Origin of the sequence: Nocardia australiensis (genome assembly GCF_020733705.1) — a bacterium.
Lineage (GTDB): Bacteria > Actinomycetota > Actinomycetes > Mycobacteriales > Mycobacteriaceae > Nocardia > Nocardia australiensis.
Window position 1 is genome coordinate 1,155,401 of the sequence record NZ_JAJFZM010000001.1, and the last position, 16,056, is coordinate 1,171,456.

Below are 16,056 nucleotides of genomic sequence, written 5' to 3' on the forward strand. Positions count from 1 at the left end.
CGTGCACGATCGAAGCGAGGTATTGAGGATGGCCACAGGCGTGGGCCTGCGCATCGCCGAGAACGAGAGCACCGCGGCGATCGTGACCGACGCCGGTGAACCTCAGTTCATCGTCCGAGAATCAATCCTGCACATGTCCGACGACGGCGATACCGTCCTCGGCGGTCCCGCACCCGAGGACCACTCACATTCCATCACCGGCTACGTATCCCGTGTCGGCGACCCGGCGGGCATCACCGTCGATGACGGCGAGGCGTACCGCGCCGAGGACCTGGTCGCGACCGCGCTGTTCTGCCTGATCAATCTAGCCGCCGAGCACCTCAGCGGACCGGCCGAGTTCTACGCCACCCATCCCGCCGACTGGCCCGCCGAACATGTGCAGACACTGCGCGAGGCGCTGGACTACCTGGGGCTGCGCGCAGTGGTACTGGTTGACGAGGGCGACCTCCCCGGCAGCGATGTCGACGATCCTGAGACGGCCTTCGCCTACGACCCCGAGACGGCCTTCGCCTATGACGCCGCGCGTGCCGCGCTGGCCGCGGTGCTGTCAACCCCCGCCGGAGCCACACCGCCGGATCCGGGCAACGCCGAGAACTCGATGGTGGTCACGGACGTGATGCCGGCGGTGTCCGCGCTCGAATCCCAACAGCCGCAGGCATATTCGGCGGCGATCCCGATCGGCGCCGCCATCGTCGAGCAACCACCGACCGAGGCCGTCGCGGCGGGGGCGCCCGAACCGGCCGCCGAAGCCACCGAGCAGCGACGCCGTGCCACACCGCTGCTCATCGCGGCGGCGGCCCTGATCGGATTGATACTCGGCGGCTTCGGCGTGTCCATGCTGTTGCGTGACGACACCACCACCCCGGTGCCGCCACCGCGCGACGCCAAGTCCGACCAGGTCACGGTGAGCCCGACCGCGCCTGCCCCGCCGGTGGATTTCCCGACGATCCCGCTGACCACGCCCGCGCCGACCATCGAGCCGGAAACAACAACCGTCGAGCCGGAAACAACGACGCCCGCGCCGACGACAACGACGCCCGAAACCACAACCGCCGCTGAGCCGCCGACGATCACCCCGAGCACAACCACGACGCGGCCGACTCTCACCAATCCGTTCCGTTACAACCCACCCACGCCGTGGCGGCCGGCGTCTTAGATCCACCGACTCCCAGATTCGGTAACCACCAACTCGGGTTTGTGCCTTAAAGTGATGCGCTGATGCGTCTCGGCGAAATTTTGCCTGCGGACGGTAGTTGTTGGACGAGGACTGTGCGCCAACGGAATCATGCTGTGGCCCACGGATGTAACTGGCACACGGGTGCCGACGAAGGGACTTCATGCGCAAGTTGGTGGCGCGTCGCGCCGCGGTCAGGGCAGCCAGGATCGGATGTGCCGCGACCGTTTTTCTCGCCCCCTTGCTCGCCACCACCCCCGCATCGGCGGACCCGGCGACACCTTCGCAGCTGACCGCCGAGAACCTGCCCGCCGAACTCGCGCAGGCGATTTCGCGCGACCTGAAGATGACGCCCGCCGAATACCTCGAGCGTTCGGCGCTCGCCCAGCAGCTGAGCACCTACGCCAACGACTTCCGTTCCGAGCGTCCGGACGCCTTCGCCGGCGCCTGGATCGGCACCGACGGGCGCCCGGTCGTCGCGGTCACCTCGCTCGACGCCGCGCGGATCGCCTCCGGCGACGGCTATCAGACCCGGTTGGCCCCGGTCTCCGCGGATAATCTGGAAAACTCGCTGATGCAGCTGAACCAGTGGATCACCACGCTGCCGCGTGAGCTGTCCAATGCGATCAACTCGGTCGCGATCGACGTCCTCAACAGTCAGCTGGTCCTGAGTGTCGCGAACACCCCGGCGGGCCATGTCCTGAACCTGCCGACCCTGATCGCCAATATCAAGGTCATCCTGTTGCCGGGCAGCGGCGGGCCGGTCGAGCGGCGCCCGATGGCGGGTGACACCTACATCAGCGCCCCCGGCTCGTTGCGCGACGCCGCGCTCAAGAGCGTCGATGTCTGCTCGTTCGGCTTCAATAGCGTGGACGCCTCGGGCAACGCGCTCAACATCAGCGCCGGTCACTGCGATCCGAACCTCGGCACCACCGATCAGCAGGCCGGGGTGTACCTGCCCGATGTGAAGGACATTCCGAACAGTCCCGAGGTCGGCAGCTTCGTGCGCGCGCAACTGGGTGGCCAGAACGCGCTGGACTACTCGGTGATCAAGCTGAATGATCGCGCGGTGTCGGCTGGTATGGATCAACCGTCGGTGCGCGGCTCCAACGGCACCACGCTCACCATCACCGGTACCGCTGAGCCGGTAACCGGAGCCCCGGTCTGCAAATCGGGCCAGTCCTCCACCTTCACTTGCGGGTTCGTCGTCGCCGACCGGGTCGAGACGCAGCTCTACACCGCGGCCGGGGAGAGCAAGACCGTGCGCGGCTTCGCCAGCTCCGCCTGCACGCTCGGCGGCGACAGTGGCGGCGCCATCGTCACCGGCACGCTCGCGCTCGGCATCACCAGCGGTTCCAATGCCGCCGACGCACCGAATTGCAATGAGGCCAATATGGCGCTCGCACAGTACGGCGGCACCGCGACGCTCGGCATTCCGATCCGCGCGATCCTCGCCGACATCGACGCCTCCTCGGGCGGCGGGCTCGGCAGCGGTGTTGCCTTGCGGACCAAGCAGAACACCGGATAACGAGGCCGCACCTGAGGTCATGTCCGGTAGGTCGGAATCGGCGGATCCGCTCTCGGCGGATAAGTAGGCATACCGGCCCGGACCCCATATAGTCTGGGCATGCTCCTGCCACGTATAGGTCAATTCCGATCAGCCACGCGACAGAATCGGGTCCGAAAAACAGCGATCGCCGCCTCGGCGGCGATTCTGATGTTCGGACCGACAGCGGCAGTAGCGACGGCACAGCCGGATCCCAACGCCGGAATACCCGCCGAATTGGCAGCGGCCGTGGCACGCGATCTCAAGATTTCGCCGGAGGAGTACCTGCACCGCGCCGACCTGGCCCAGCAGGCCGCGGCGTTCGCCACCACCGCACAGCGCCAGTACCCCCAGGTTTTCGGTGGTTCGTGGCTCGATGACGCGGGCCGCGCGGTCGTCGCGCTTGCCCAGGGGCCCGGCGCTGACGAGGCACGCAAGGCCGCGGAGTCCGCCGGGTTCGAAGTACGTGACGTCGCCAAGAGCGAGGCCGCGCTGCGTGGTGAGAAGAGCGCGTTCGAACGGTGGCTCGAGTCGCAGCCCGCGGCCGTGTCCGGGCTGGTCCGCGGTGCCGTGATCGACACCGTCAACAACAGCGTCGCGGTGCGCGTCGACCAGGCGGGCCTGTCGTTGCCCAGCTTCATCGACCCCGCGCGGATCATCGTGATGGCGCCGCCGGTGGCAAGTGAGCCCGCGAACCTCCCGAAGGCCGATCCGATCGCCGGCGAACTCGGGCGCGGATCGCTTTCGGCGGGCGACGGGTTCGCGGCCGTCGCCGGCGACACTTCGCTGCGTTGCTCGCTCGGCTTCAACGGCACCGACCGCAATGGCAGCACCGTAAATATCACTGCGGGCCACTGCAACCCGGATCTGCCGTCGGCGGGCAGCAACAACGCGGCGGGCGTATACGAGCTGCAGGGCAGCGATCACCTCGGCGCCCAGCTCGGCACCTTCCAGAAGTCGGTGCTCGGCGCGCAGGACTACTCGATCGTGCGGATCAACGACCAGGCCAAGGAGCGCTTCGAGAACAACGGCGTGCGTGTGCCCGGCCGGGCACCGATCCTCGTCGACGGTGTGGCGACCCCGGTGGTCGGCGCCCCGGTCTGCAAGTCCGGTTCGCGTACCGGCTTCAGCTGCGGCATCGTCAATGCCGTCGATCAGAGCGTGCAGGTCGGCGATCGTGAACTCACCCAAAGCTTCTCCGCCAACATCTGCGCACTGCCCGGCGACAGCGGCGGCCCGATCGTGACCGGCCGGATGGCACTCGGCATCTCCAGCGCCTCCTCGGTCGCCGACTTCCCGATCTGCGAGATCCCCAACCTGATCGGCGCGCTCACCGGCAATGTGCCGCAGCTGTTCGCCCAGCCGGTCAGCGTGGTGCTCTCCGATAACCCAGGGCTGCGGATCCGCACCAACTGATCCCACGAAACGCGATAAAGGCCGGCAGCGTGCGCGCTGTCGGCCTTTTTGCTGTCAATACGCTGTCGGATACCCCGCTCGCCGCGCATTCCCTGTCGGTCCGGACCGGGTTGCGGCATTCTGGAATACATGTGTTTGGTGTTGATCGGCTGGCGGGCGCATCCGGAGTACAGACTGATCGTCGCGGCCAACCGGGACGAGTTCTACACCCGGCCGACCGAATCCATGCGGTGGTGGCCCGAGGTACCGGGTCTGCTCGCCGGGCGCGATCTCGGCGCCATCGGTAAACCCGAGGGCGATCCGCCCGGTACCTGGCTCGGCCAGCGGCGAGAAGCACCGGGCCGCAACCGTTTCGCCGCCGTCACCAATGTGCGCAACCCGAACGATGAACGCGCGCAGGCTCGTTCGCGCGGTGCGCTGCTGATGGATTATCTGACCGGCGGCGCGGACCAGCACTCCGGGGGCGAATTCCCCGGCCCCGAAAAGTACCTCTTCGACGTCGCTGCGGCACCGGACGACTACAACGGGTACAACCTACTGGTTTCGGACCTCGAATCGCTGTGGTGGCATTCCAACCGCAGCGCGACACCACCCCGGGAGCTGACACCCGGATTCCACGGCCTGTCCAACGGCAGCTTCGTCACCTCGGCCGCGCCTGGGCGTGACGCGGCTTTGGATGCGCCGCAACGCATCTGGCCGAAAGTCAACGACGGCGTACGCGGGCTGCGCGCGGTCGTGCAATCCGATCCCGGCGCCGTTGACCGCTACTTCGAGCTACTGGCCGATCGCGTCGAGGCGCCGGATGATCAATTACCGCACACCGGAGTTCCGCTACCGATGGAGCGTGCGGTTTCGGCCAGGTTCGTCGCGCACGCGCTGCACGGCACCCGCGCGAGCACGGTGCTGCTCGTGCGTGAGGACGGATCGTTCGAGATGGCCGAGCGGTCCTTCGGTCCGTCCGGACACCCCGATGACGCGGTCGCCTTCAGCGGCAAGCTCGAGTTGCCCGGCTGAATGCCGCCGAAAACCGAACCGGCCCGCTCTCACCAGGAGAACGGGCCGATCAGACGTATTTCGGACTACTTCGGAGCGTCTGCCGGCTTCGGCTTGTCGGCCCACTGGCTGGTGCCTTCCGGAGCCTGCATCACATTGATGAGCTCGATGCCCGCGGCGGCCAGCGTCGGGCCACCGACGGCGATGGTGCCGAGGATGCCGCCGACGCCCGCACCGGTCACCAGACCCGGCAGGCAGCCCAAGGGCAGGGTCGCGACGCAGCCGATGACCGCGCCGAGCGCGGTGCCGACGAAGCCGCCGATGGCGGTGCCGATGCCGAACTTGCTGGCGAAGTCGTTCTGCGCGCGCTGGTTCTCGACCGCCGAGGCGATCGGCTTGGCCGAGACGGCCGGCTTGATCGCGAGCGGCTGCGAGATCGAGAAGTTCGCAGGCTTCTCCGGGGTGATCTCGAGGACAGTGTTGTCCTTCTTCAGCTCCGGCTTGACCGGGATGTCGGTGCCCTCGATGTTGTACTCGAGCGGCATCGAGATGACCGTCGCGCCCTTGTCGTCCTTGATGTCGACCAGGGTGGTTTTCGGGTCTTCGGGGGTGGCCCCCTCCTCCTCGGTCAGCGAGAAGGTTCCACCTTTGAGGGAAGCGACAACGACCTTGTCTACCAGCTTGACGGAATAGCTGAGAGGCTGAGGTGCCGCAGGTGCAGGCTCAGCATGTGCGGTGCCGAGGCCAATAGTCATCGCGCCGATGACCATTGCCGAAGCCGCAGTAGTTCTGCGGAGGTTCATTCAGTTTCCAATCCATCATGAGGGTGTCGCATGCGTGCCGTAGTCCCTCACGCGAGATATCACTCGATTCGGCGCGATCACCACCGAATCCTCCCCGAGCGGTGTGGAGAAGGGCACAGCAAACAGAACGTAGTGAGCGTAATCGAACGAAGATCAAGAAGCGAGACGCATTGCCAATGTTGGGAACTAACCCTGCCCTTATCCCCGATACCGGACAAGTCGGCGTTTACGGTGGATATCGACGGAAATCAGGCAATACACGCTAAACATTGTGTGACATTCATCACGGATGAATCCTCGGTCAAGCCCCAGCAAGAAGGGGCAATGCCCAGCTACAGACCGTACGGTAGATAATGATTGTTACTGGCAAGTAACTTACCGGCAGTTAGTATACGAGCCAACCAGGGTGGCACCGCCGCCCGCACAGTGTTGCCTCGAAAGAAAGGTCGCGACATGAATGCCCTGACAGTGACGCTGGGCACGATTGGGGCGACGCTCAGCCTTTTGTGTTGGGCGTCGTTCATCGGCGGCGCATGGAATATCGGCCGCGCCGTGACGATCGGCCAGTCCGCGCCGGACCGCTGGCGCCCGTTCTTCCCGCGCTTCAAGCAGATGGTCATCGAATTCCTCGCCCACACTCGAATGGCGAAATTCCGCACCGTCGGCTGGGCGCACTGGCTGGTCATGATCGGCTTCATGGGCGGCGCGATGCTCTGGTTCGAAGCCTACGGCCAGACCTTCAACCCTGAGTTCCACTGGCCGATCATCGGCGCCTGGCCGATCTACCACCTTTGGGACGAGATCCTCGGTATCGGCACCGTGCTCGGTATCGGGACGCTGATCCTCATCCGTCAGCTGAACCATCCGCGCATTCCCGAGCGGCTGTCGCGGTTCGGCGGCTCGAAGTTCGGCCCCGCGTACATCATCGAGGCGATCGTGTTGATCGAGGGCCTCGGCATGATTTTCGTGAAGGCCGGCAAGATCGCCGCCTACGGCCACTCCGATCCGTGGACCGACTTTTTCACCATGCAGGTCGCCAAGCTTCTGCCGGCCAACACGACCATGGTCGCGATCTTCGCCTTCATCAAGCTGATGTCCGGCATGGCCTTCCTCTACCTGGTCGGTCGCAACATCACCTGGGGCGTCGCGTGGCACCGGTTCTCGGCGTTCCCGAACATCTACTTCAAACGTGAGGCCGATGGCGGCGTCGCACTGGGTGCCGCGAAGCCGATGATGTCGAAGGGGCAGCCCATCGATATGGAGACCGCCGACCCGGACAACGACACCTTCGGTGCGGGCCGGATCGAGGACTTCTCCTGGAAGGGCTGGCTGGACTTCACCACCTGCACCGAGTGCGGCCGCTGCCAGTCGCAGTGCCCGGCCTGGAACACCGGTAAGCCCCTGTCCCCCAAGCTGTTGATCATGTCGCTGCGTGACCACGGCTACGCGAAGGCGCCGTACCTGCTGGCGGGTGGCCGCAAGGATATGGGCGGCGACGAGGTCGGCCTCGTCGATGCCGACGGCAAGCCGAACGAGACCGCGCTGGCGAAGATCGCGGATGCGGCGAAGACCGAGGCCGAACGTCCGCTGGTCGGCGATGTCGAGGTCAACGGCATCATCGACCCCGAGGTGCTGTGGAGCTGCACCACCTGTGGCGCGTGCGTCGAGCAGTGCCCGGTGGATATCGAGCACGTCGACCACATCATCGATATGCGCCGCTACCAGGTGCTGATCGAATCGGAGTTCCCCTCCGAGCTGGCCGGGTTGTTCAAGAATCTGGAGAACAAGGGCAATCCGTGGGGCCAGAACTCCAAGGACCGGCTCAACTGGATCAATGAAATGGACTTCGATATCCCGGTATTCGGGCGCGAAGCCGACAGCTTCGACGGGTACGAGTACCTGTTCTGGGTGGGCTGCGCGGGCGCGTACGAGGACCGCGCCAAGAAGACCACCAAGGCCGTCGCCGAGCTGCTCGCGACCGCCGACGTGAAGTTCATGGTGCTCGGCGCCGAGGAAACCTGCACCGGCGACTCGGCTCGCCGCGCGGGCAACGAGTTCCTCTTCCAGCAGCTCGCCGCGCAGAACATCGAAATGCTGAATTCGGTGTTCGAGGGCGTGGAGCAGGCCAAGAAGAAGATCGTCGTCACCTGCGCGCACTGCTTCAACGCTCTGAACAATGAGTACCCGCAGGTCGGTGGCAACTACGAGGTCGTGCACCACACGCAGCTGCTCAATCGCCTGGTGCGGCAGAAGAAGCTGATCCCGGTCGCCTCGGTGTCGCAGAACATCACCTACCACGACCCCTGCTACCTGGGCCGCCACAACAAGATCTACGACGCGCCGCGTGAGCTGATGGCGGCATCGGGGTCCAACCTCGTCGAAATGCCACGCCACGGTGAACGATCCATGTGCTGTGGTGCGGGTGGCGCGCGTATGTGGATGGAGGAGCAGCTCGGCAAGCGCATCAATATCGACCGTGTCGACGAAGCGCTGTCGACCTCGCCCGCGAAGATCGCGACCGGCTGCCCGTTCTGCCGCGTCATGCTCACCGACGGTGTGACCGCCCGTCAGGAAAAGGGTGAGGGCGAAGGGGTCGAGGTCGTCGACGTCGCGCAGCTCATGCTCGACGCCATCGACCGGGTCGACGCCGCGAAGCTGACCGAGAACCTCACCGTGGTGCAGGAGCCGAAAGCCCTTGTGGTCGAGGAGGTTCCGGAGGCCGAGCCGGCGCCGGTCACCGAAGCGCCCGCACCGGCCAAGGCCGCGCCTTCGGGTGGCGGCTTGGCTATGAAGGGTCCGGCGAAGGCACCGGGCGGCCTCGGCATGAAGGGCGCGGCCAAAGCACCCGGCGGTGGTCTGTCGATGAAGGGCGCCGCAAAAGCACCCGGCGCCAAGGCCGAACCGGCTCCCGCCACCGAGGTCACACCCACTGCCGAAGCCGCACCCGCGGCGCCGGTCAAGGGGTTCGCCATGAAGGGCGGCGGCAAGGCCCCCGGCCTAGCCATGAAGGGCGCCGCCAAGGCGCCTGGCGCGAAGGCGGCGCCCGCCGAGGCCACCCCGGCCCCGGAAACGACTGCGGCCGAACCGGTTACGTCCGCTACCGAGGCCAAGCCGTCCGTCCCGGCCAAGGGCCTGGCCATGAAGTCCGGCCTCAAACGCCCCGGCCCGAAGGCCCCCGGCACCGCAGCGCCCGCCGAGTCTGCCGCGGCACCGAAAACGGCCGCCGCCGAACCGGTTTCGGCTCCCACCGAGGCCAAGCCTTCGGTCCCCGCCAAAGGCCTCGCCATGAAGTCCGGCCTCAAACGCCCCGGCCCCAAGGCCCCCGGCTCAGCCGCACCGGCCGAGGCCGCCCTCGAGGTACCCGCGGAGCCGACTCCGGAACCTGCTCTACCGGCGGTCGACTCAGCAGGCCCAGCCACCGAGTCGACCGGCAACGGCACTCCGGAGGTAGCCGCGCCGACCGCCAAGCCCGGCGGACTCGGCTTCAAATCCGGCGCGAAGGCCCCCGGCCGCAAGAACTGACCGGAACAACTGAACCAACAACCTCGACCCGGGTCCGCTTCGGACCCGGGTCGAGCTGTATTTGCTTGGTCGCGACATCGCGCACCGCACCTGGCGAGGACCTCGATCCGCCGACTCGACGATCAGCAGTCCTCGGCGAACGCCTTGATGTAGCCGACGGACTGGTAGGCATAGTCGTAGGCCCAACGGGCAACAGACAGACGAGGCCTCGGGTCGAGCATGACAAGCTCACCGCCCCAGCACTTTCCGAGAATGTAGCGAGCCCGGGAGATGTGCGGCGTGAAGGTTATGACGATGACTCGGCGCCAGCCGTTGGCCGCCGCTAGTTGCGCGAGCCGGCGGCCCTCGCCGCGGGTAGTGCGCGGGGACGGGTCGAAGCAGATGACCTCGAAGCTGTAGCCGCCGTGGCAGATTCGGTTCAGCAGGGGGCTGGTTTCGTAGGGGTTCGAGAAGAGTACGCGCGGGGCATAGCCTTCGTGGGCCAAGCGCAGGGCCAGTTGTTCGCGGCCATCGTGGGCGCCGCCGAGGACGAGGACGGCGTCGGCCTTCGCGGGGCGATCGACTTGGGGGCGAATGTAGACCGGCCAGAGTGCCGCTATGAAGACGACGACGGCGACAGCGAGGCCGAGTAGCACCCGAGTCCAGCGGTGGCGGCGCACACCGTCGATGGTAGCCGGGCGTCACGACAAGAAGTTCGCAGGTCAAAGGGGGTTCGGATGATTCATGTCGTCACATGTACATCTGCTGTTGCCACGACCCTTGCCTTGGTGACGTGGCGTGGCCATTGGCGGGGCCTATCAATCGACTATGCGATGCACAGTCTTCGGAACCGGGTACCTCGGGGCCACGCACGCAGCGTGTATGGCCGAACTCGGGCACGACGTAATCGGAGTGGACCTCGACCCGGGCAAGGTCGCGAAGCTGTCCGATGGGGTCGTGCCGTTCTATGAGCCTGGTCTGGAGGAGGTGCTGCGTCGGAACCTGGACGCGGGCCGTTTGCGATTCACCACCTCTTACCAGGAGGCGGTCGCGCACGCGGACGCGCATTTCCTCGGAGTCGGTACCCCGCAGAAGAAAGGGGAATACGCCGCGGACCTGAAATATGTTCACGCCGTGGTGGATACGCTGGCGCCGATGCTGCAGCGACCTTCGGTGATCATCGGCAAATCGACGGTTCCGGTGGGGACCGCGTCCGCGCTCGGCGCGCGTGCCCGCGCGCTGACTCGCACCGACGTCGAAGTCGCCTGGAACCCGGAGTTCCTGCGCGAGGGCTTCGCGGTGCGGGACACGCTGCGCCCGGATCGATTGGTACTCGGCGTCGACAACGCGCGCGACGCCGCGACCTGGGTCGAAGAGTTGGTGCGTGAGATCTACGCGGACCTGATCGCGGCCGAGGTCCCCTTCCTGCTGACCGACCTCGCCACTGCCGAACTGGTGAAGGCCTCGGCGAATGCCTTTCTGGCGACCAAGATTTCGTTCATCAATGCGGTCTCGGAGGTTTGCGAGGCGACCGGCGCGGACGTGACGATGCTCGCCGACGCGCTCGGCTACGACGCCCGCATCGGCCGTCGATTCCTCAATGCCGGACTGGGTTTCGGCGGCGGCTGCCTACCCAAGGACATCCGCGCGTTCATGGCCCGTGCCGGCGAACTCGGCGCCAACCATGCGGTGGCGTTTCTACGCGAGGTCGACAACATCAATATGCGCCGCCGCACCAAGATGGTTGATATGGCGGCGCGGGCCTGTGGCGGCTCACTGCTCGGCGCGAATGTTGCGGTGCTCGGCGCGGCGTTCAAACCGGAATCCGACGACGTCCGCGACTCTCCCGCGCTGAATGTCGCCGGGATGATTCAGTTGCACGGGGCGGTCGTGACCGTGTACGACCCCAAGGCACTGGAGAATTCGCGTCGAGTCTTCCCCACGCTGAACTACGCGACCTCGGTGACGGAGGCGTGCGAACGCGCCGACGTGGTGCTGGTGCTGACCGAATGGGACGAGTTCATCGCGTTGCATCCCCACGACCTCGATCCGATGGTCCGGACTCGCTCGATCATCGACGGCCGGAACTGTCTCGATCGTGCCACCTGGACCGATGCCGGATGGGTGTACGCCGGACTCGGCACGCCGTAGAGTTGGCGGACGACGCGAGCGACGGGCTCGGAGGAGGCAGCCCGCGCAACCACAAAGCCCCGTAGTTCCGTAATCGGGCACAGTTCCGTATCCGGACACAGTGGCGGGGGCGACTGCCTGACGACCAGTCCTGCCTCAGGAAGGGTCAGCGGTCGGCGGTAGGGTCCCCTGTGCGGGTCACCCAACCGGCGAGCGACGCAGGGGCTCGCATGTGGTGAAGTGTGAAACGAGATGGGCAGCTGATGAGTTCGGTTCTGGGAGTTTCGGTGGGGGCCGGTGCCGTCCGTATGGCGCGACCACACGCGGGACATGCCCACGACCAGATCGCGCCGCATTCCTTCGATTTCCAGTCCATTCCGGTGGGCGAGCAGCCGGTGGAAGAACTCGTCGCCGAGGCCATCGGTGTGACGCTGGAAGCCACGCCCGGCATCGAGGCCACCGCGATCGCCTATCGCACCGAGCAGCAGGCCAAAGCGATACGGGCCGCCATGGCACGCCAGCAGATCACCAATTACGAACTGGTACCCGAACTCGCCGCAGCGCTCGAATTCGCTCAGTACACCGGGGATATTCGCGGGATCTCCTCGCTGGTGGTCTACGACCTGGGTAGCTCGGGACTGTCGGTAAGCGTCGTCGACACCCAGACCCGCGAGATCCGCATCAGCGAGCGCACCAGCGATATCAGCGGCGACTACCTCGACTCGCTGATCCGGGAACAGCAGATCGCGTCGGGACGCATCGCGCATCCCGCGGACCCGACCGGGCTCGCAGAATTGGACTCGCACTGTCGTGAGGCCAAAGAGCAGCTGTCCGCAAATACCGCGGTCGCCCTGCCGAGCGAGCAGGGACTGGTGCTGTTAGCGCAGGAGAACTTCGAGGCATTGATCATGCTGGCGGTCGAATCGTCGGCGCGAATGACCCGCGATGTGATCGTGCGCTCGGACCGACCCGTGCATGGCGTGCTGTTGATCGGCGGGTGCGCGCGAATCCCGTTGATCGCCAAGGTGCTCGAGCGGTGGATGGGTGTGCCGGTCGTCGTGCCCGAGACCCCGGAAACGGTGATCGCTCGAGGTGCGGCACTGCTCGCGCGCCCCGTCCAGACGGTCCAGCAGGTGGCCGCCCCGATCTCGCCGCACGATTACGCCGATCTATCACCCGCGTGGCTGTCCGCCCCGCCCAAACGCCGCCGCAGCCGACGCGAGATCAACGCCGCCGTGCTGACCGTGAGCGCGTTGGCCGCGGTGGCCGCCATCGGCCTCGGACTCGGCTACGGCCCCCAGGTGCTCGAGCGCGATTCCCAGAGCAGCGATCGTCCCACCTCGAGCACACCGACCAGCGTCCCGAGCTCCACCGCCCTCGACCCGCAGATCACCGTCGCCCCCGCCACCACCGAGACCTCCCCGGAGGAGTCGGTCGCCGCGCCGCCACCGCGCTGGCAGCAGAGCAGCACATCGGCGGCTCCGACTCCGGGCCCCAATACGATTGTCGTTCCTGGGCTTCCGCCCATCGTGGTGCCGACGATCCCGCCCAACGTCTTCCCGTTTCCGCCGCCGCGCTGAGCATCGCCCCGCGACTCAGACCTTCGAGTGTCGTGCGCGCCGCGCGGGTGCGACCGATACCTGTTTCCCACCGAACGGACGCGCGAGCATGACCGCGATGGCGGTCGTCAGCGGCACCGAAAGCGCCAGTGCGATACCGCCGACAGCCGAACGCGCGATCTCGATCGCCACCGCGTCACCGGTCAGCACATCACTGATCGAGCGCCCCGCGACGCTGAACAACAGCAGTAGCGGCAGCGCACCACCGGCGTAGGCGAGCACAAGCGTGTAGACGGTACTGGCGATATGGTCGCGTCCGACGCGCATCGCGGCGGCGAAAATCTCACGGCGCGAGGCGGATTTGTCGAGAGCGGCCAGCTCGAACGCGGCCGAAGCCTGCGTGATAGTGACATCGTTGAGCACACCGAGCGAACCGATGATGAAGCCCGCCAACAACAGTCCGGTAATGCTGACATGCTCGATGTAGGTGGCGACGTTGGTGTTCTGTTCCTCCGACAATCCGGTCAGGTGCGTCATCTCGATCGCCACCCAGGACAGTAAGGCCGCGAACACCATCGAGGTCAGCGTGCCGAGCAGCGCCGAGCTGGTACGCAGATTCACCCCGTGCGCGAGATACAGCACGGCATAAAGAATCAGCGCACCCGAAACCAGCGCAACGGGAATCGCGGGCTTGCCGTCCAACAGCGCGGGCAGCAGGAACATCACCAGCACGGCGAAGGCGAAGACGAGACCGAGCAGTGCTCGCAGCCCACGCCAGCGCGCCACCACGACGATCACGACGACGAACACCACCACGATCAGGGTGAGCGGCAACCCGCGCGAGTAGTCCTCGAACGAATAGATCGTGGTGCCGTTCGGGTCGGTCTGGCGGACCAGCCGGATGTGGTCACCGGCATGCAGATCGGGTTGTCCTGGGCCGGGCGCGATTTCGAGCAACGTCTTATTGCCCTTATTGGGCCCGGAGTCCAGCGTGATCAGGCTGCGCTGGCATATGTAGGCGTTATTGCGCGGCGCCTCCGGCTGGTCGCTGAAGACCTTGCCGATGGACGGACTGCCGCACGGCCCAACGTCCTGCATGACGACCATGCCCGCCTCGGTCTGCACCGCGCCGCCACCCGCGTTCTGCATGGGCAGCGGAATATCGACGTGCTGACTGCTCGGCCACAGCACGATCGCGGCGATCACCACGAGGACGCCGATGGCGCTGAGTAAGCCGACCACGACGCGTGCGGCATTGGCGCCGATCGCGATGGGCTCGGAATGGTCGTGATGGTGGTGATGGTCGCTCACCGGGCGAGCTTAAAGGATTTGATTTTCAATACGGTGCCCCGGACCCGGATAGCGGCGGGGCTGTTGTTCGAAGAGTCTCGGGAGGGGGCGGCGGAGAGCAGGGGGATGTCTCCGCCGCCCGCAGGTTGGCGCCTAGGGGGGTAGGCGGCCGAACCCGAGGTCGGGTTTGTCCAGGGGGGGTAGACAACCCGACCGGGCGCTCGAAAGCGCCAAGAGCCACTGTACACAAAATGCCCCGTTTTGCGCTACCAAGTCTTAAAAATTCGCCCATAGCCCTACAGTGAGTCTGTTTTTAGCCCCGAAGCGGGGCGACCCTTTTGCCTCAGGGACGCTACGGCCTTTTTTACGGGCCCCGACGTGCGGCTACTGACGATAGCTCGACAAGAAGTTGCCGAAGCGTTCGATGGCCACCGCGAGATCCCTCGCCCAAGGCAGCGTGACGATCCGCAGATGATCATGATCGGGCCAGTTGAAGCCGGTCCCCTGCACCATCAAGATCTTCTCCTGCAGCAGCAGATCGAGGATCAGTTTCGAATCATCATGGATGTCATACACATTCGGGTCCAGCCGCGGGAAGGCATACAGCGCACCCTTCGGCTTCACACACGAGACACCGGGGATGATGTTCAGCCGTTCCCACGCGACGTCGCGCTGCTCGAGCAACCGCCCACCGGGCAGGATCAAATCCTCGATGCTCTGGTGGCCGCCCAGCGCCACCTGAATCGCGTGCTGCGCGGGCACATTCGGACAAAGGCGGGTCGAGGCGAGCAGATCGATACCCTCGAGGAATCCGGCGGCGTGGTCCTTCGGCCCGGTAATCGCCAGCCAGCCGGAGCGGTAACCGGCCACCCGGTATGCCTTCGACAATCCGTTGAACGTCAGGCACAACAGGTCGGGCGCCAGCGTGGCCAGCGAGATGTGCTTGGCGTCGTCGTAGAGGATCTTGTCGTAGATCTCGTCGGCGAGCAGCAGCAGCCGATGTTTGCGCGCCAGGTCGACCAGCTGTTGCAGGACCTCGGCCGAGTACACCGCACCGGTCGGGTTGTTCGGGTTGATCACCAGCAACGCCTTGGTCTTATCGGTGATCTTCGACTCGAGGTCCGCGATATCGGGCTGCCAGCCGTTGGTCTCGTCACACAGGTAATGCACCGGGGTACCGCCGGCCAGGCTGGTCATCGCGGTCCACAGCGGATAGTCCGGCGCCGGGATCAGCACCTCGTCGCCGTTGTCGAGCAGTGCCTGCATGGTGATGGTGATCAGCTCGGAAACGCCGTTACCCAGATAGATATCGTCGACGTCGAGCTCGGGGAAGCCTGGCACCAGTTCGTAGCGGGTCACGATGGCCCGGCGCGCGGACAGGATGCCCTTGGATTCCGAATACCCCTGGGCGTAGGGCAGCGCGGCGATGATGTCGCGCATGATCACATCGGGAGCCTCGAAACCGAACGGGGCCGGGTTGCCGATATTGAGCTTGAGGATGCGGTGCCCCTCGGACTCCAGCCGTGCCGCGTGCGCGTGAACCGGTCCACGGATCTCGTAGAGGACGTCCTGTAGCTTCGTCGACTGCTCCAGGACACGCGGCGGGTGATGCGGTAGATGGCTCGGGCTCACCCGTCCCATGGT

At 65.9% G+C, this 16,056-nt stretch carries 11 protein-coding genes; 7 read left to right on the top strand and 4 right to left on the bottom strand.

What is annotated here, in order from left to right:
* The first annotated feature begins 28 nt into the window (after positions 1 to 28).
* From LKE06_RS05265 to LKE06_RS05280, 4 genes are all read left to right on the top strand, one after another.
* Complete coding sequence (locus LKE06_RS05265) at positions 29 to 1,156, top strand: Hsp70 family protein (protein WP_227997489.1); 1,128 nt, start codon at positions 29 to 31, stop codon at positions 1,154 to 1,156.
* A gap of 181 nt (positions 1,157 to 1,337) precedes the next feature.
* On the top strand, positions 1,338 to 2,702 hold the full coding sequence (locus tag LKE06_RS05270) for a S1 family peptidase (RefSeq protein WP_227997490.1): 1,365 nt from the start codon (positions 1,338 to 1,340) through the stop codon (positions 2,700 to 2,702).
* Positions 2,703 to 2,891: 189 nt separating this feature from the next.
* A complete protein-coding gene (locus LKE06_RS05275) occupies positions 2,892 to 4,136 on the top strand; it encodes a S1 family peptidase (protein WP_227997491.1) in 1,245 nt (414 codons plus the stop codon).
* Positions 4,137 to 4,265: 129 nt separating this feature from the next.
* Entirely contained in the window at positions 4,266 to 5,150 is an 885-nt protein-coding gene (locus tag LKE06_RS05280; RefSeq protein WP_227997492.1) for an NRDE family protein, read from the top strand.
* A gap of 65 nt (positions 5,151 to 5,215) precedes the next feature.
* Here the strand turns inward: LKE06_RS05280 and LKE06_RS05285 are convergent, their stop codons facing one another.
* Positions 5,216 to 5,899: a DUF8020 domain-containing protein gene (locus tag LKE06_RS05285; RefSeq protein ID WP_227997493.1), complete on the bottom strand. Its 684-nt coding sequence runs from the start codon at positions 5,897 to 5,899 to the stop codon at positions 5,216 to 5,218.
* A gap of 486 nt (positions 5,900 to 6,385) precedes the next feature.
* Here LKE06_RS05285 and LKE06_RS05290 point away from each other — a divergent pair, with 486 nt between their 5' ends.
* Entirely contained in the window at positions 6,386 to 9,454 is a 3,069-nt protein-coding gene (locus LKE06_RS05290) for a heterodisulfide reductase-related iron-sulfur binding cluster (protein ID WP_227997494.1), read from the top strand.
* A 122-nt stretch (positions 9,455 to 9,576) separates the two neighbouring features.
* Here LKE06_RS05290 and LKE06_RS05295 read toward each other — a convergent pair whose 3' ends face one another.
* Complete coding sequence (locus tag LKE06_RS05295) at positions 9,577 to 10,113, bottom strand: YdcF family protein (RefSeq protein WP_227997496.1); 537 nt, start codon at positions 10,111 to 10,113, stop codon at positions 9,577 to 9,579.
* A 148-nt stretch (positions 10,114 to 10,261) separates the two neighbouring features.
* Between LKE06_RS05295 and LKE06_RS05300 the strand changes: the two genes are divergently transcribed.
* Together LKE06_RS05300 and LKE06_RS05305 are read left to right on the top strand one after the other, a co-directional pair.
* Entirely contained in the window at positions 10,262 to 11,584 is a 1,323-nt protein-coding gene (locus LKE06_RS05300) for a UDP-glucose dehydrogenase family protein (protein WP_227997498.1), read from the top strand.
* Positions 11,585 to 11,826: 242 nt separating this feature from the next.
* Positions 11,827 to 13,143, top strand: coding sequence for a DUF7159 family protein (locus LKE06_RS05305; RefSeq protein WP_227997499.1), 1,317 nt, complete (start codon positions 11,827 to 11,829; stop codon positions 13,141 to 13,143).
* A gap of 15 nt (positions 13,144 to 13,158) precedes the next feature.
* On the opposite strand, the gene LKE06_RS05310 is transcribed toward LKE06_RS05305, so the two are convergent.
* The gene (locus LKE06_RS05310) at positions 13,159 to 14,433 is read right to left on the bottom strand and encodes a YibE/F family protein (RefSeq protein ID WP_227997500.1); all 1,275 of its coding nucleotides are present in this window, start codon (positions 14,431 to 14,433) and stop codon (positions 13,159 to 13,161) included.
* Between the two features lie 363 nt (positions 14,434 to 14,796).
* Positions 14,797 to 16,053, bottom strand: a complete 1,257-nt coding sequence (locus LKE06_RS05315; protein WP_227997501.1) for a pyridoxal phosphate-dependent aminotransferase — start codon at positions 16,051 to 16,053, stop codon at positions 14,797 to 14,799.
* Positions 16,054 to 16,056: the final 3 nt, after the last annotated feature.